This is a genomic window from Rhodoferax sp. GW821-FHT09E07 (assembly GCF_059416145.1).
Window position 1 is genome coordinate 299,980 of record NZ_JBWKOP010000002.1, and the last position, 16,786, is coordinate 316,765.

10 protein-coding genes are annotated in these 16,786 nt (G+C 64.7%); 6 read left to right on the top strand and 4 right to left on the bottom strand.

Annotated elements, in window-relative coordinates:
- Positions 1-25 precede the first annotated feature (25 nt).
- Together AC07OE_RS04645 and AC07OE_RS04650 are read left to right on the top strand one after the other, a co-directional pair.
- Positions 26-877 carry an aldo/keto reductase gene (locus tag AC07OE_RS04645; protein WP_495069397.1) on the top strand — a complete coding sequence of 284 codons (852 nt, stop codon included), beginning with the start codon at positions 26-28 and terminating at the stop codon, positions 875-877.
- 21 nt (positions 878-898) lie between these two features.
- Complete coding sequence (locus tag AC07OE_RS04650; protein ID WP_495069398.1) at positions 899-2,101, top strand: aldo/keto reductase; 1,203 nt, start codon at positions 899-901, stop codon at positions 2,099-2,101.
- Between the two features lie 46 nt (positions 2,102-2,147).
- On the opposite strand, the gene AC07OE_RS04655 is transcribed toward AC07OE_RS04650, so the two are convergent.
- Positions 2,148-3,725 carry a trypsin-like peptidase domain-containing protein gene (locus AC07OE_RS04655; protein WP_495069399.1) on the bottom strand — a complete coding sequence of 526 codons (1,578 nt, stop codon included), beginning with the start codon at positions 3,723-3,725 and terminating at the stop codon, positions 2,148-2,150.
- A gap of 83 nt (positions 3,726-3,808) precedes the next feature.
- A complete protein-coding gene (locus AC07OE_RS04660; RefSeq protein WP_495069400.1) occupies positions 3,809-4,090 on the bottom strand; it encodes a DUF427 domain-containing protein in 282 nt (93 codons plus the stop codon).
- A 118-nt stretch (positions 4,091-4,208) separates the two neighbouring features.
- Between AC07OE_RS04660 and osmF the strand changes: the two genes are divergently transcribed.
- The 4 genes from osmF to AC07OE_RS04680 are packed head-to-tail and all read left to right on the top strand — an operon-like array spanning position 4,209 to position 8,020.
- Positions 4,209-5,138, top strand: a complete 930-nt coding sequence (osmF, locus tag AC07OE_RS04665; protein ID WP_495069401.1) for a glycine betaine ABC transporter substrate-binding protein OsmF — start codon at positions 4,209-4,211, stop codon at positions 5,136-5,138.
- A 14-nt stretch (positions 5,139-5,152) separates the two neighbouring features.
- Positions 5,153-6,328, top strand: coding sequence for an ABC transporter permease (locus AC07OE_RS04670; RefSeq protein ID WP_495069402.1), 1,176 nt, complete (start codon positions 5,153-5,155; stop codon positions 6,326-6,328).
- Complete coding sequence (locus AC07OE_RS04675; RefSeq protein ID WP_495069403.1) at positions 6,325-7,281, top strand: ABC transporter ATP-binding protein; 957 nt, start codon at positions 6,325-6,327, stop codon at positions 7,279-7,281. Before AC07OE_RS04670 ends, AC07OE_RS04675 begins: the two co-directional genes overlap by 4 nt.
- Positions 7,274-8,020 carry an ABC transporter permease gene (locus AC07OE_RS04680; protein WP_495069404.1) on the top strand — a complete coding sequence of 249 codons (747 nt, stop codon included), beginning with the start codon at positions 7,274-7,276 and terminating at the stop codon, positions 8,018-8,020. Before AC07OE_RS04675 ends, AC07OE_RS04680 begins: the two co-directional genes overlap by 8 nt.
- A gap of 90 nt (positions 8,021-8,110) precedes the next feature.
- Here AC07OE_RS04680 and clpB read toward each other — a convergent pair whose 3' ends face one another.
- Both clpB and AC07OE_RS04690 read right to left on the bottom strand, forming a co-directional pair.
- Positions 8,111-10,711: an ATP-dependent chaperone ClpB gene (gene clpB, locus AC07OE_RS04685; protein ID WP_495069405.1), complete on the bottom strand. Its 2,601-nt coding sequence runs from the start codon at positions 10,709-10,711 to the stop codon at positions 8,111-8,113.
- Between the two features lie 137 nt (positions 10,712-10,848).
- The gene (locus tag AC07OE_RS04690; protein ID WP_495069406.1) at positions 10,849-16,782 is read right to left on the bottom strand and encodes an alkaline phosphatase D family protein; all 5,934 of its coding nucleotides are present in this window, start codon (positions 16,780-16,782) and stop codon (positions 10,849-10,851) included.
- Positions 16,783-16,786 lie beyond the last annotated feature (4 nt).

Here is a 16,786-nt window from a genome sequence, read left to right on the forward strand (position 1 = left end):
CCTCACCCACACTGCAGAGAGCACCATGCAAACAGTCACTTTGAACAACGGCGTCCAGATGCCCATTCTGGGATTTGGCGTATTTCAGATACCAGACGCGCAAGAATGCGCGCGCTGTGTGGTGGATGCCATTGAGACGGGCTACCGGCTCATCGACACCGCCGCCTCGTACACCAACGAAGCCGCTGTAGGCACAGGCATCCGCCAGAGCGGTGTGGCCCGTGCGGACCTGTTCGTCACCACCAAGCTGTGGGTGCAAGACACGGGCTATGAGCGCACCCAGCAGGCCATTGACAAGTCGCTAGCGCGCCTGCAGCTGGATTACCTGGATCTGTACCTGATTCACCAGCCCTACGGCGATGTGCACGGCTCCTGGCGTGCCATGCAAGACGCATATCGGGCCGGCAAGCTGCGCGCCATTGGCGTGAGCAACTTCCACCCGGACCGGGTGATGGACATCAAGGCCTTCAACGAAATACCGCCGGCTGTGAACCAGGTGGAGGTCAATCCGTTTCAGCAGCAGTTGGAGAGCGCGGCATTCATGCAGGCGGAAGGCGTGCAGGCGCAGGCTTGGGCACCGTTTGCAGAGGGCCGCAACAACCTGTTCCAGAACGAGGTACTTCTGGCCATTGGTGCACGCCATGGCAAGTCAGTGGGGCAAGTGGTGTTGCGCTGGCTGGTGCAGCGTGGTATCGGAGCGCTAGCCAAGTCGGTGCGCAAAGAACGTATGACCGAGAACCTTGCCGTCTTCGACTTCCAGCTGGACGACGCCGACATGGCCCGCATCACCGCACTGGACACCAACACCAGCAGCTTCTTCTCGCACCGCGATCCGGCCATGGTGAAGTGGATGGCCGAGCGACGCCTTGAAATCTGACCTCACCCCAGGAGCTTGACCATGTCCGCACCCACTAAAGATTCCTCACCAGCTCAATACTCTTTTGGGCTACAGCGTCGCCAGATGCTGGCAACAGTGGCCAGCTTGGGGGTAGCACCGTGGCTGCTCTCGGCATGTGCCAGTGCGGCTGAGAGCGCCACCGCACCCCGGCAAACCACCTCGTCGCTGCGGCGCAAACTGGGTGCTGTGGAGGTGTTCCCGGTCGGGTTGGGCTGCCAATGGCGCCCCGGTGCCACACCGGGTGTGGTGGTCGACTCTTACAGCAGCAGCTTTGACCGGCCCCAGGCAATCCGACTGATCCGCCGGGCCGTGGACCTGGGCGCGACACTGATCGACACAGCGGAGGCCTACGGCCCGTTTCTGTCCGAAGACATTGTGGGTGAAGCACTGCAAGGGATTCGCAACCAAATCGTGCTGGAGACCAAATTTGGCTTTGACATTGACGCGGCGACGGGTCAGCGGCGCGGCGGCCTCAACAGTCGGCCCGAACACATCAAGCAAGTAGTGGAGGCCCAGTTGCGCCGCCTCCGGACGGATCGCATCGACATCCTGATCCAACACCGGGTGGACTCACAGGTTCCGATTGAGGAGGTGGCGGGTGCGGTCAAGGACCTGATCGCCGAAGGGAAGGTGCTGCACTTCGGCCTGTCCGAGCCCGGTGTGCAGACCATCCGCCGCGCGCATGCTGTGCAGCCGCTAACCGTCATTCAGAATGAATACTCCATGCTGTGGCGCGGCCCGGAAGCCCAGGTGTTGCCACTCTGCGAAGAGTTGGGAATTGGCTTCGTATGCTGGAGCCCCCTGGGCATGGGCTTTTTGACTGGTGCGGTCACCGCCAACTCACGCTTTGCCAGCACGCCGGTGATGGATTTCCGTTCGGTGGTGCCGCGATTCGCACCCGATGTCTTGCCTGCCAACATGGCTTTGGTCGCCGTGGTGCGGACCTGGGCGCAACGCAAAAACGCGACGCCGGCCCAACTGGCCTTGGCCTGGCTCTTGGCGCAGAAGCCCTGGATCGTTCCCATTCCAGGTACCACCAATCTGGCGCACATGGAAGAGAACCTGGGCGCAGCGGCAATCGCCTTTGCACCCGCGGAACTACGCCAGCTCAATGCCGAAGTAGCGGCCATTGACATCCAGGGTGCCCGACTGCCTGCCAGCGTGATGCAGATTTCGGGAGTCGAAGCACCGCCCAAACGCTGAGCTGCGAGCTACCGGGCACCAAGCACATCAGCGCAGGCCATTTGTCTCAGTAGCACTCCACCTGCACCGTCGCCTTTTGCACCTGGGCAGTGATGTCGCTCACGCTCAGGGGTTTGCTGGTGGCGGGGCCCACGGTGTAGTCCACCGCATGCGCGTCCAGAAAGCCGGACACCGTAGCCAGGTTGATGCCGAAGTTCACGTTCTGCGGGGCCACCGGGCCATTGGGCAAAAGGCGGGCCCGCACGATGCCCACCAGCGCACCCGCGTTGTCCACAATCGGGCCGCCGCTGGAGCCGGGCTGCACGGTGGCTGACATCTGGAAGGCCGAGGTGTCATCGTTGGCGCCACTCAGCGCATTCAAGATGCCGGTGGTCACGATGGGGCCTGACGAGAGCAGCCCGCGCAGCGGGTAGCCAATGGCCACCAGCTCATCGCCCAGGCGCACGCCCTTGCCTGCACGGAACTTGATGGCGGGAGGCAGCGCCCCTTCGAGCTTGAGCAGGGCCAGATCGTTCTTCGCGTCCTTGGCCACCACTTTCACGTCCAGGCCCAGGGGTTGCACGCGGACTTTTTCGCAGCCCTGCACCACGTGCTCGTTGGTCACGATGTCTCCGCGTTTGCTGACCACCACACCGCTGCCATACACCCCTTTTTGCACCACCGGAGTCGTGGGCGGGCGGGTCACCATGGCGGACAACTCGGCAAACATGGTCTGTGCGACCAGGGTCTTGGAGCTTTTCACGGCCTCTTCCATTTCGGGCGGTGTCAGCGACTTGGCCAAGCGCTCCTTGCCTTCGGCGGCGGCCTTCACCACCTCGGGCGGGGCATTGGCTGGCACCACCAGATACCAGCTGTAGGCCAGGCTGCTGGACTTGGCTACGCCGCCGCGGCCAAATTCGTAGACGCTGGCGATCCAGGTGTAGCCGCTGTAGTAGTTCTGGAGCACGGCCTTCTTGAACCAGCGCAGGGCCTCGGCACCATCGGCGCTCACGCCCTTGCCCAGCGCATACATGCGCCCGGCGGACACCATGGACGAAGCGTTCATCCCTTCGGCACTTTTCTTGTACCAGTCCAGCGCGACCAGGTTGTCGGCCGCCACGCCGGACTTGCCGTATTCATAGGCATCGCCCAGCCAGGCCATGGCCAACGGGTCGTTTTGCGCCGCGGCCTCGTTGAACCAGGTCATGCCCATCACTTCGTTCTTTTCCTGCCCATACAGGCCACGGGTCAGCCACACGCCGTACAGCGCCTGAGCCGCGGGGTAGCGCAGTTCGGCGGCTTTTTTGACCAGCTCTACGCCCTTGGTTTCGTCTTTGGTGACCAGGTTGCCGTTCAGGTACATCACGCCCAGGGTGTGCGTGGCACGCAGTGATCCGCCGTCATAGGCCTTGAGGACGTATTCACGCGCCTTTAGCTCGTCGCGGCTGCCGCCCAGGCCGCGCATGAGCATTTCGCCCATCAGGGCCATGGCTTCCACATTGCCTTGCGCGGCGGGGTCAGTCAGTTCTTTGCGCGCATCGGGGTAACGCGATTTGCCAAAGGCTTCCACGCCTTCCGGAACGCCCGCTTGCGCGATTGCGCCCACCAGGGCCAGGCTCACTACACACCAATTCTTCATGCTCATCGGTCTCCCCACCGTTACGGGACCCGCCGTGTACCAGTTGCGGGTCTTATTTTGTTGATGGGGAGAATATAAGTTACAACAGGTTACGCCGTAACCTGCACACCTTTCCAAAACGCCACGCGGTCGCGCACCATCTCGGCTTCGGGTTTGGGGTCGGCGTAGTACCAGACGGCGTCGATGTTCATTTCGCCATTCACCATGAGCGAGTAGTAGCTGGCCTGGCCCTTCCAGGCGCAGCTGGTCTTGTGGTTGCTGAACTGCACATAGTCGCGGTTCAGGGCACTGGCGGGAAAGTAGTGGTTGCCTTCCACCAGCACGGTGTCGTCGCTTTGGGCAATCACGGTGCCGTTCCAGATAGCTTTCATGGGGTCTCCTGTCAATCAACAATGGATAGTTCCATTGCACCACAGGCCAGCTGCCCGACGGACTTCCGGGGGCAATGGGTTTCGCTTATCCTGTGCCCCACTCTGAAAGGAACATCCCATGGCAACACCTCTGCATTTTTTGCGTCGCACGGTTCTGATTGCGGCCGCTGGCCTGATGACCATGGGGACGGTGCACGCGCAAGACGCCGTGCGCGTGGGCTCCAAGATCGACACCGAAGGCAAGCTGCTGGGCAACTTGATCGTGCTGGCGCTGGAAGCCAACGGCATCAAGACCGAAAACAAGGTCTCGCTGGGCAATACCAAGGTGGTGCGCACCGCATTGCTGGCTGGCGAGATTGACCTCTACCCCGAATACACCGGCAACGGCGCCTTCATGCTGGGCGACGAGAGCAACAAGGCCTGGAAGAGCCTGCGTGCGGGCTACGAGCTGGCCAAGAAGATGGACATGGAGAAGAACCATATCGTCTGGCTGGAACCTGCCAATGCCAACAACACCTGGGCCATTGCCGTGCGCAAGGACATCGCCACGGCCAACAAGCTGCGCACCCTGGATGACATGGGCAAATACATTGCAGGTGGCGGGGCCTTCAAGCTGGCCGCCTCTGCCGAATTCATGGAGCGTGCAGACGCCATGCCCGCCTTCCAGGCGGCCTATGGCTTCAAGCTGCGCGCGGACCAGGCGCTGGTGCTGGCTGGGGGTGACACCTCCGCCACTATCAAGGCGGCGGCCGAAAAGACGTCCGGCGTGAATGCCGCCATGGCCTACGGCACCGACGGTCCCGTCGCCGCGCTGGGCCTGGTGGTAATGGAAGACCCCAAGGGCGTACAGCCTGTGTACGCCCCCGCGCCGCTGGTGCGTGAGGACGTGCTGAAGCGCACGCCAGCCATTGCCACGGTGCTGGCACCCATCTTCAAATCCCTGGACGGCCCCACGCTGCAAGCGCTGAACGCCAAGATCCAGATTGAAGGTCTGGACTCCCGCAAGGTGGCTGCTGACTACCTGCGCAGCAAGGGCTTCACCAAATAAGCCCACTGCCTGCCATGGGCCAGCCGCCACACGCGCCACCGCGCAACCCGGTGCTGGCCGTTTGCCTGGTGCTGGGCCTGCTGGCCGCCTGGGCCCTGCCCTTTGTACGCGTAGCGCCCAACCGCTTGTTGTCGGGTGAGCCGGTGTATTTGTGGCAACTGCTGCCCACTGCGGCCGGGTTGGTTTTTGCGTTAGCAGTTGCCGCGCTGGTTGGGGCCGTGCTGCGCCCGCAGGGTCGCACCACACAAGGCCTGGTAGCCATGGGCATGGCCCTGCTGCTGGCGCTGCTGTGGGTGATAGCGGCCCGGCATGCCACGGCCGCGGCGCAGACCGAGTCTCCACTGGCCCGCACCGCACTGGGCGCCGGCTTCTGGAGCTTGATGGCACTGGCCTGGCTGGCCTGCCTGGACGCCGTGGGCCGACTGCAACTGCGCACCCTGCCCCGCTTGGCGGCGCTGACGTTGGCCACCTTGCCTCTTGTGGCGCTGCTGGCCCTGGGCTGGGGGCAGGACCTTTCCATCCTCAAGGAATACGCCAACCGCAGCGATGTGTTTGGCGCGGCCGTGCTGCGGCATTTGCAGATCGTGGTGCTGGCGGTGCTGCCGGCCGTGCTGCTGGGTCTGCCGCTGGCCTGGGCCATGGCGCGGGAACAGCGGCTGCGGCAGACGCTGTTCCCGGTGCTCAACGTGATTCAGACACTGCCCTCGATTGCGCTGTTTGGCCTGCTCATGGCGCCGCTGGCCTGGCTGGCCGCAAGCTACCCGCTGCTGGCGCGCGCCGGCATCAGCGGCGTGGGCTTGGCGCCGGCCGTGCTGGCGCTGATTCTGTATTCGCTGCTGCCCATCGTGCGCTCGGCCATGGCCGGGCTGGAACAGGTGCCCGTGGCGGTGATCACCTCGGCCCGCGCCATGGGCCTGGGCGCCTGGCAGCTGTTCTGGCAGGTGGAGCTGCCGCTGGCGCTGCCCGTGCTGCTGGTGGGCCTGCGCACGGCGGTGGTGCAGACCATTGGCCTGGCCGCCGTCACCGCACTGGTGGGCGCGGGCGGGCTGGGCGCCATGATGTTTGACGGCCTGTTCAGCGCTGCCAACGAACTGGTGATGCTGGGCGTGCTGCCCATTGTGCTGATGGCTGTGCTGGCCGATGCGCTGTTCAAGACGCTGGCTGCGCTGCTCGAAAGTCCTTCCGCATGATCACGTTTGACAACACCCGCAAGTCCTACAACGGCACCACCGCCATTGCAGGCCTGAACCTGCAGATTGGACGCGGCGAGCTGGTGGTGCTGATCGGCCCGTCGGGCTCGGGCAAGTCCACCGCGCTGAAGATGATCAACCGCATGGTGGACCATGACGGCGGGCGCATTTTGCTGGACGGCAAAGAGATCTACAGTTTCAACGTGCGCGACCTGCGCCGGCGCATGGGCTATGCCATCCAGTCCGGGGGCCTTTTCCCGCACTGGACGGTGGAGCGCAACATTGCCACCGTGCCACAGCTGCTGGGCTGGAGCAGCGAACGCATCGCAGCACGCGTGACTGAACTGCTGACCCTGTTTGCCATGGAGCCCGCGCAGTACCGCACACGCCTGCCGCACCAACTCTCAGGCGGACAACAGCAACGTGTGGGCGTGGCGCGTGCGCTGGCCGCCGACCCCGATGTGCTGCTGATGGACGAACCCTTTGGCGCGCTGGACCCCGTGACACGCGCAGCCCTGCAACTCGAACTCAAACGTGTGCACCAGGCGTCCGGCAAAACTATTGTGCTGGTCACCCACGACATTGACGAAGCGCTGCTGCTGGCCACGCGCATCGTGTTGCTGCGCGAAGGGCAGATCGCCCAGGTGGGCACACCGCTGGAGCTGCTGTCTGCACCCGCCGACGACTTTGTGGAAGACTTCTTGGGTCGCGCGGACCGCGGGCTCAAGCTGCTGTCGCTGCGGCCCATAGCGCCCCTGGTAACGCCGCTGGTGGTGCCTGCCTCACTCAACTTGCCCGCAGAGGCCAGCATTGCCCTCACCGCCACCGTGCGCGAAGCCATCTCCAGCATGGCGGTGCATGCTGTGGCAGCCCTGCGCGTGGTGAATGATGCTGGCGCTACCGTGGGTCAAGTGAGCGCCGCCGAGCTGCTGGCCCCTGCCGTACATGGCTGAATCCTCGCGCATCGCACCATGGCACGACCGGCTGGTATGGACGCTGGCCCTGCTGCTGGCGCTGGCCTATGGGCTGCCGCATTCGCAGCCCGTGTTTGCCGCGTTGTTTCCCGCGCTGGAGCGGCCTGTGTACTTGCAGGAGCCGCTGGCCGAGCTGCTGTGGCAGCACCTGGGCTTGGTGCTGCTGTCCAGTGCGGTGTCGGTGCTGGTGGGCACCGCCGCGGGCCTGGGCGTCACACGCCCCGGTGGCAAGGCGTTCCGGCCGCTGCTGGAGACCATCGCCGCCATGGGCCAGACGTTTCCGCCCGTGGCCGTGCTGGCCGTGGCGGTGCCGGTGGTGGGGTTTGGGGAGTTACCTGCGCTGCTGGCGCTGTCCATCTTCGGGCTTCTACCCGTGCTGCAGGCCACCATTGCGGGGCTGGAGTCCGTGCCCCAGCCTGTGCAGGAGTCTGCCCGCGCGCTGGGCCTGGGGCCGTGGCAACTGCTGTGGCAGGTGCAGGTGCCACTGGCCCTGCCGCTGTGGGTGGCCGGTGTGCGCACGTCGGTCATCATCAACATCGGCACCGCGGCCATCGCCTCCACCGTGGGCGCCAAGACGCTGGGCTCGCCCATCATCGTGGGGCTGTCGGGCTTCAACACCGCCTATGTATTACAGGGCGCGGTGCTGGTGGGCCTGCTGGCGGTAGCAGCCGACATGGCGTTTGAGAGGCTGGCGCAACGCGTGCAGTGGGACGCTTAAGCCGCACCATCACTATCAATTCAATAGCTGCTAACGCAATAACGACGGGGGCTAGAGGCTTATTTTCCTCTAACCCCGCCCTGCAGCCGCCTAGCGGAAGCTGAATTCCCCCGGCGCCTGGATCGGGTCCACGCCCACGCTGATGGTGGCCTTGGGCGCAAACTTGCCTTCCAGCAGCAGCTTGGACAGCGGGTTCTCAATGCGCTGCTGGATGGCGCGCTTGAGGGGGCGGGCGCCAAACACGGGGTCGAAACCGACCTTGGCCAGTTCAGCCACGGCCGCATCGCTCACACTTAGCGTCAGGTCCATCTTGGCCAGGCGGCCCATCAGCGTTGCCAGCTGGATCTTTGCAATCGAGGCGATGTTGGCAGCGTCCAGCGAATGGAACACCACGGTTTCGTCAATGCGGTTCAGGAACTCGGGGCGGAAGTGGTTCTTCAGCTCGCCGGTCACGGCCTCTTTGACGTCCTCGTAGTCCTGCCCCACCATGCTCTGGATGAGCTGGCTGCCGATGTTGCTGGTCATCACGATCACCGTGTTCTTGAAGTCCACGGTGCGGCCTTGGCCGTCGGTCAGGCGACCGTCGTCCAGCACCTGTAGAAGCACGTTGAACACGTCCGGGTGGGCCTTTTCAATTTCATCGAGCAGCAGCACGCTATAGGGCTTGCGGCGCACAGCCTCGGTCAGGTAGCCGCCCTCTTCGTAGCCCACATAGCCGGGGGGCGCACCGATCAGACGGGCCACCGAATGCTTCTCCATGAACTCGCTCATGTCGATGCGCACCAGGTGCTCTTCGCTGTCAAACATAAAGCCCGCCAGCGCCTTGCAAAGCTCGGTCTTGCCCACGCCCGTGGGGCCCAGGAACAGGAAGGAGCCCGTGGGGCGGTTCGGGTCACTCAGGCCCGAACGCGAACGGCGGATGGCATTGGCCACGGCCGCAATGGCTTCGTCCTGCCCGACCACGCGGTCGTGCAACTTGGCTTCCATTTGCAGCAGCTTGTCACGTTCGCCTTGCAGCATTTTGCTGACAGGGATGCCGGTGGCGCGGCTCACCACCTCGGCGATTTCATCGGCACCCACCATGGTGCGCAGCAGTTGGGTACGGCCCCCGTCCTTGGCGTCCTTGGTCTTGCCGGCTTCTTGCGCCTGCGCGTCCTTCAGACGCTTTTCCAGCTCAGGCAGCTTGCCATATTGCAGTTCGCCGGCCTTGTTGAAGTCGCCCTTGTCGGTTAGCTCCTTGATCTGGAAGCGCAGCTTCTCCACCTCTTGCATGATGGTTTTGGAGCCTTGGGCTTGGGCCTTCTCGGCCTTCCACAGCTCGTCCAGGTCGGCAATCTCTTTTTGTAGCGCCGTGATCTCTTCGTTGATCAGCTCCAGGCGTTTTTGCGAAGCCTCGTCCTTCTCACGTTTCACGGCCTCACGCTCGATCTGCAGCTGGATCAGGCGGCGGTCCTTCTTGTCCATGACCTCGGGCTTGGAGTCCAGCTCGATCTTGATCTTGGATGCGGCCTCATCGATCAGGTCAATGGCCTTGTCGGGCAAAAAGCGGTCGGTGATGTAGCGGTGGGAAAGCTCGGCCGCCGCCACGATGGCGGGGTCGGTGATCTGCACGCCGTGGTGGGTTTCGTAGCGCTCTTTCAGGCCGCGCAGAATGGCGATGGTAGCTTCCACCGTGGGTTCGCCCACCAGAATCTTCTGGAAGCGGCGCTCCAGCGCAGCGTCCTTCTCGATGTATTTGCGGTATTCGTCCAGCGTAGTGGCGCCCACGCAATGCAGCTCGCCGCGCGCCAGCGCGGGCTTGAGCATGTTGCCGGCATCCATGGCGCCCTCGCCCTTACCGGCACCTACCATGGTGTGCAGCTCGTCGATGAACACAATGGTCTGGCCTTCGTCCTTGGCCAGGTCTTTCAGCACATTCTTCAGGCGTTCCTCGAACTCGCCGCGGAACTTGGCACCGGCCAGCAGCGCGGCCATGTCCAGGCTCAGCACGCGCTTGCCTTTGAGCGAGTCGGGCACGGCGCCATCCACGATGCGCTGGGCTAGGCCTTCCACAATGGCGGTCTTGCCCACACCGGGTTCGCCGATCAGCACGGGGTTGTTTTTGGTGCGGCGCTGCAGCACCTGGATGGCGCGGCGAATTTCATCGTCGCGGCCGATCACCGGGTCCAGTTTGCCCAGGCGGGCGCGCTCGGTCAGGTCAATGCAGTACTTCTTGAGCGATTCGCGCTGTTCTTCGGCGTCGGCACTGTCCACGTTCTGGCCGCCGCGCACGGCGTCGATGGCAGCTTCCAGGCTCTTGCGGGTCAGGCCGTTGGCACGGGCCAGGTTGCCGGCGTCGCCCTTGTGATCAGCCAGCGCCAGCAAGAACAACTCGCCAGCGATGAACTGGTCGCCGCGCTTGATGGATTCCTTCTCGGCCGCCTGTAGCAGGCTCACCATGTCGCGGCCTACAGTCACCTGCTCGTGCCCCTGCACCTGGGGCAGGCGTTTGATGGCCGCCTCGGCAGCCGCCAGCAGGCCTGCCACGTTGACACCAGCGCGGTTCATCAGCGCCTTGGGGCCATCGTCCACACGGATCATGGCGGCGAGCACGTGCACCGGCTCGATGTACTGGTTGTCATTGCCCAAGGCCAGGCTTTGGGCTTCGCTCAGGGCCTCTTGGAATTTGGTGGTGAGTTTTTCGATTCGCATTGCTGCTCCCGCGACTGTTATTTCAGATGCTTCACAGCTTGGGGGCTACCACCCCTCTTTTCAAGTGCGCCAGCGCACAGTAGCCCCCAAGCTGCGCCGGCCATTGCCCCCATGTTGACCCAGATCAACCCGGGACGCTAGTCCATTTCCCAGACTTCGCTGACATGGTCTGGCACCGCGATGTCCATGCGCAGGGTGGTGAAGCGTGCCGTTACCCGGTAGCCCCCTGCCGCCTGGCGCTGCACTTCGCAGGCCAGCCAGCCATCGCCATTCCAGGCTTGGGCGCGGATATCAGCCTGGCCGCCCGACAGCGGCAGCACCTCATGGGGAATCACATCGGCGGGCGACACATTGGCAAACCGCAACGGCGCGTGTAGTGGCGGCGTAACCAGCGCGTAGGCCCGCACGGGGCTGTGGCTGAACGCAATGGTGGCCGTGGCGCTGCAGTGGTAATCGCCCGAGAGAAACACCACATTGCTGATCTGCCGCTGCGCGATGAAATCCAGCAGGCGGCGGCGTTCGGGTTCGACCAGCTGCCAGTTGTCGCTGTCGCGTGGCGAGGGCCTGCCCGAAGCCTGCACCAGGCCCGGCGCCAGTACCGATCCCGTGGCAATGAACTTGGGGTGCGCTCCGCGCGCCTGCTCGGTCAGCAACCAATCTTCCAGCAATTGCCATTGCCCCTCCGCCAGAATGCGGCGTTGGCCCTGGGGGCCCAGCGCGCGGTCGCGGTGGATACGGGTGTTCAGCGACAGGAAAGCTGCTACCTCATGCGTGACTGCACCGTCGTGCCCCTGCGGCCCCAAAGGCTCAGGTCCATGGGCACGCTGGAACGCAGCAAAGGCACTCAGCGCATTGCGCGCCAGCACGGCCCGGGCCGTGCTGAGTTTGGCTTCGTCGCGGCTCCAGTTGTCGCTGATTTCATGGTCATCCATCACCATGTACATCGGCAGACTGCGTGAGAGCTGGCGAAAGCCCAGCGAGCCGAAGGCTTCGCGGTAGCGCGGCAGCAGCATTTCGATGGGCGAGGCACTGGACGCCAACCCGGCGCGGGCATCGGCATAGATCTGGTCGCCCAGCATCCACATGAATGAAGCAGGCTCGGCACGTTGCTGCGCGGCCAGCGCCTGTAGCGTGTGGTCGCTGCGCGCAGCCTCCAGTTCGGTAATGCCGGGATGGCGGCAGGTGGACGCCACAAAACGCAGCTTGGCGCCCGGCACCAAGGTGCTGCCGCGCAGGCGCAGCACGCACTCACCCATCCAGCGCAGGCTGCGGCGCTGGCGCGACAAGGTGCCGGGCTGCGCCTTGAGCGCGATGGCACGTTGCTCGCCCACCAAATGGGCCAAGGGGCGCAGCAGCAGCACGGCGTCGTCCACCGTCAGGTCCAAGGACATCGGCCGGATGGAGTCTTGGGCACCGGCCCCCAGCAAGGGGCCGTGCACCGCGCCCCGGCGCTGCGCATCATCCGCGCGCGGTACGGTGACCGGCCCCTCTGCCGTGGGCACAGGGCTGCGGCCGCCGTTTTGCACCACTTCATCCACCGTCACCGGGGCGCCCCAGCCTTCGGGCCAGTGGTGGGCCGCTACAGCATCGTCACTGGCAGGCGCATCGGCTGCAATACGGTGCAGGCTCACCATGGCCACGGTGATGGGGCCCGTCCAGCTCGCGGGCACAGCCACGTCGGCCACGGCGTACACAATGCTTTGGTCAGGCACGGCCCCCGCGCTCACCCCCACCAGCCCCTCCAGCGGACTGCTGCGCAACTCCCACGCGTGCACCACGCGTTGGCGCCCCACCGATAGCAGCGTCATGGCGGCCACCGCGGTATCAGCCTGGCTGTTGTCCACCTCCATCCACACACGCACCAGGGTCTGATCACCCTCACGCCGTACCCAACCTGCGAGGGGTCCGGTGCGCGGCAGGCGCGCACGCAACCGGTTTTGGGTGGCGGGCGCGGGTAGCTCGGCGGCCTGGGCCTGGTTGAAAAAGTCCACCACCTCGCTGAAGATGACCTCGGGCGCTCGCTTGCCAATGGTGCAATCAAAATGCGCATGGTCGGGCGCCACCAGAAAACGGTCCAACTTGGTGGCCAGACGCTCGGCACCAAAGGCGCGGCTGAACTGCCGTTTGGTCTCCTCCAACGACTCCTTGTCAAACAGCACGTTGTCCGCGCCATGCATCAGCATGACCGGCATACCCAGGTAGCGGCGCACGTTTTCATCGGTCACATAGATGTTCTGGCCATCCGCATCTACCAGGTGCTCGTACTCAACGCATTTGGCACCGTGCAAAAACACCCCCAGATTGGTACGGCCAAAGTACAAGTCCAGCTTCTCGTGGGTGCCGGGGCGTCCGGGTTGGCTCTCAATCAGCTGGTCGTGGCGGAACAACCGGCTCAGGAAGCCCGCCATGCGCTTGCAGGAGGTGCTGTCCGGGTGCGGCACGCGCAGGTCGTGCTCACCAGGGCAGCGCTCGTGTTCGTCATAGGCAAAGCTTGCAAAGAAGCGGTCCATGAGTGCATGCAAGCCATCGGCCTGGGCCGTGCCCGCAGCAAACTCCACGAACTCCAGCCCCAGGGCATTGACCATGAGCGAGGCCACCTGCAGCCGCATCTGGGCGGTCACCGAGCCGATCACATAGGGCTGGAACTGCGAGAACAGCACGGCAGCCACCTTGGGCTGTCCGTCCGGGTGCGTGAGGTGTCCACCCAGAAGGGACATGGCAGTGGATGCCGAGCCCACACAGTGGCTGAACACGCTGACTTGACCTGGCAGCAGCGGCGCATGTTGGCGTTCCTCCTGCAAAGTCTTGAGCACATGGTTCACCGCGGCGGGAAGGTCACAGGCGCCGATATCGTCCATGCTAGAGAGGCGGGTGGATGCCTGCAGGAAGGGGCTGACGCGGTACTCCATGAGCCAGACATCCCAGCCCTGCGCGTAGAGCATGGCCGCCAAGGCCCGCTCCCCCAATTCCTCGGCCACAAAGGGCAAGGTGTTTTGTGCAAAGCCGTTGAGCAGCACGATGGACTTGAAGCGCCGCAACCCCTGGGCCGTAACGCTGGATTCCACCTGCGGCTGGGCATAGCGCACGAGGCCTATGCGAATCCAGTCGGTGCTGTCTTGGGGTGGAGCGCCATCGGGCGACAGCTGGGTGCTGGCGCGCAGGGGCACGGTCAAACACACTGGAGCTTGCGGCAGCACCACCTGCCCGCCGGCCAACTGCATAGGCGGGTACTGGTCTGCGGACAATTCGAAATGGCCATGGTCCGGACCCGCCAGCGGGTCCTTTGCGGGCAGGTCGGGTTTGTAGTCCGGCAGGCGAAAGTCCAGCATGCAGCAGCTGACCACATAGCGCAGCACCATGAGCGGGTAGCTGATGAACGCGGCCAGCGCGTTGACCGTGTCCGGACCAGTCTTCATTTGCGGGGCAATGCGACGGACCATCTCCGGGATATCCATGCACAGGCGGCCACTGGCCAGCTCAGCACCGTCACTGGCCTGCAGCAAACGCACATCCAGTTGGGTGAGCTGGTCCCACACACTGCGCCGCTGCGGCGCGGGCCAACCACCGATGCGCAGCTTGCGCTTGCCCCACTGCCACAGCTCGCACCAGCCCAGCGCCGGCTGGATGAACTTGGACCCCACCAGCCGGTAGCGCTGCTGGCCATCGCTGGGGTCGAGCAGCTCCAGGCGGTAGTCAAATGTGCGTGCGGCGCTGGCGTTCCATAGCATCATGGCGCCATCGTGCAGCATGGCCCATGTGCTCGGGCCTGCTTTCTCATCCTTGGGGTCTTTGGGATGCGCTGCGTCCGGTATCCAGCGTGCGATGGCATAAGTCAAGCCGGCACGAATGGCGCGGCTGATACGCGCGCCCAGCCATTCCTGCACCTGCGCAAACATCTGCACTTGCCCGCCTGTGACTTGCAGCACCAGCGGTGGCGCTCCGGGTCGGTCCACCACTACGCGCGATGCGGTGAGTCGCTTGGCCGTGGGTGTGCCGGGGATGGCGTGCAGGGTATGGGTGGGGTCCTGCCAGAGTTGGGTCCAGTCCTGCACGTCCATTTCCAGAAACAGGGCCGCGGGCACGCCCATGGCATCGCCCTGTGGTTGCAGCCAGTTCGGGATGTTTGCATGGGTCGCGGGCGCCAAGGTGCCGCGCAACACTTCGGCCATCACCGCGCCGCGCGGTGCATCGGGTACGGCGTGCACGGTGCTCTGCCGGGGTGGGTGCGGGGGCAACGCATGTTGCGTGGACTCCTCATGCGGCAGTGCCAGCAAGAGGCGGCAGGCCCGCTCGGCCAGCGCCGTGATGGTGAGCAAGGGGTTGACGCCCAGCGACATAGGAATGACCGAGCCATCCATGACCAGAAGGCCGCTGTGCACGCGGCCGTCGGGCAGGAACACCTGGCCCAGATGGTTCACCACCCCTTGCGCGGCCGAACCTGCCATGCGGCAGCCGCCCAGAGGGTGCACGGTGATCCAGCTGGTGTCCCCCTTGGGGCCACTGAGCACACTGGCAATCTTGTCGGGCAGCACGCCGGTGGCGGGGTTGGGCAAAAACTCTGCGCCGGCTCCCTCCACACTGCTGGCGCGACTACGGTGCAGCAGGGGTGCAGGATCTTGGGCATCTTTGCCCCACGACCACTGCACACGGGAATGGGAGGTCGCCAGCTCTGCACGGCCCGCGGAGGAGTCATGGCCCATGCCCAACATGACCAGGCTGCGCGCGGTCGCATCGGCTCGCTCGGCCAAAGGGTCTTGCCCCGCATGGCCCCGCAGACCAAAGCGCGCGAGTTGCGGCAGGATGCCCAGAGTGGCGAGCGCCTGGCCCACGATGGGCGACAGCATGCCCGGAATGCTGCCATCCTCAGTCACCGTGCTTTGGGTGTGGTCCAGGTGGTCATGGAAACGGATCACCCCGCTGATGGTGGGGCCCACTTTCTCGGGAAACGCAGGTCCGCTGCCCTGCCCCACCGCATTGGCCGTCTCGGTCAGGTCATAGGCGGCACTCAGGTCATCGCCATTGGCCGAGATGCCCCGGCCCAGCCAGGTGTGGGCTACTGCCAAACCACGTTGGTGGGATCGCAGCAGAATTTCACTGGAACCAAACGTGCCCGCACTGAGCACGACAGTACCGGCGCGCACCACAAACTCGTAGTCCGCGTTCAGCGCTCCGCCCGGCGCATCAAACGACTGCTCCCAGGCGCCGCGCTCAGTCGTGCGCACGCAGTGCACCACCCAGTCGCGCCCGGGGTGGGCCACGTCGGGCTGGTGCAGCACATGCAACACGCTGACGCCCGTGAACATGCGCGCACCCAGCTTGGCGGCACGCGGCAAATAGGTTTTGTTCAGGCTGAGCTTGGCGTCGTGGTTGCAGCCCGAGCAGCAATCGCCGCAGCCCACGCAGGCATCGCGCGGGCCCAAGTCCAGTGGGGTGTCCTTGCGGAACTCAATCGCCAGGGGCACGTCTTCGGTGGTCACCGACAGGCGTGCGTTGGCAAAGCGCTTGGCCGCGGCTTGGCCGATGTCCTGCAGGCGCTGGTACTTCAAGGTGTGCTGCGGAACGCAGGCAGGCGAGGCCCTTTGGGCGTCGGGCAGTTGCACCTCCAGCACTGCGGCTGCGCGGGCGTAGTCCGCATCCAGCGAGGCCTCCCGCAAGGGGGCCGGCCAGGCCACTTGCTGGAACACGCGCGCATCAGGGCGCAAGGCCACGGCCGCATTGATCAGGCTGCCGCCACCCAATCCGTTGCCCACCAGCGCCGTGGCCCGGGTGCCCACGCGAAAGTCAAAGAGCGCATCTTCGTAGCCAATGGCGGCCGGGCCTTTTTCGCGCTCCATGTCGCCGCCCACCTCGGCCCGCACAAAGCCGCCGAACTGGCCGAAGTCGGTGGGGAACTCGCCCGCCACATATTCGTTGCCGCGCTCCAGCACGGCCACGCTTTGCCCGCGCTCGGCAAACCGCAAAGCGGCTACCGAGCCCCCATAGCCTGAGCCCACCACCAGCACATCGGGGGCGTAGCCCTCGTCTGCGCAGGAGGCAATCAGTTGCTCAACACCGTGTGACAGCCAGTGCATAGCC

Bases quoted from the DNA above. Each gene is read 5' to 3' on its own strand.
- osmF (WP_495069401.1), top strand. From the start codon at position 4,209: ATGGCAACACCTCTGCATTTTTTGCGTCGCACGGTTCTGATTGCGGCC.
- AC07OE_RS04690 (WP_495069406.1), bottom strand. From the start codon at position 16,782: ATGCACTGGCTGTCACACGGTGTTGAGCAACTGATTGCCTCCTGCGCA.
- AC07OE_RS04645 (WP_495069397.1), top strand. From the start codon at position 26: ATGCAAACAGTCACTTTGAACAACGGCGTCCAGATGCCCATTCTGGGA.
- AC07OE_RS04680 (WP_495069404.1), top strand. From the start codon at position 7,274: ATGGCTGAATCCTCGCGCATCGCACCATGGCACGACCGGCTGGTATGG.
- AC07OE_RS04675 (WP_495069403.1), top strand. From the start codon at position 6,325: ATGATCACGTTTGACAACACCCGCAAGTCCTACAACGGCACCACCGCC.
- AC07OE_RS04660 (WP_495069400.1), bottom strand. From the start codon at position 4,090: ATGAAAGCTATCTGGAACGGCACCGTGATTGCCCAAAGCGACGACACC.
- AC07OE_RS04650 (WP_495069398.1), top strand. From the start codon at position 899: ATGTCCGCACCCACTAAAGATTCCTCACCAGCTCAATACTCTTTTGGG.
- clpB (WP_495069405.1), bottom strand. From the start codon at position 10,711: ATGCGAATCGAAAAACTCACCACCAAATTCCAAGAGGCCCTGAGCGAA.
- AC07OE_RS04670 (WP_495069402.1), top strand. From the start codon at position 5,153: ATGGGCCAGCCGCCACACGCGCCACCGCGCAACCCGGTGCTGGCCGTT.
- AC07OE_RS04655 (WP_495069399.1), bottom strand. From the start codon at position 3,725: ATGAGCATGAAGAATTGGTGTGTAGTGAGCCTGGCCCTGGTGGGCGCA.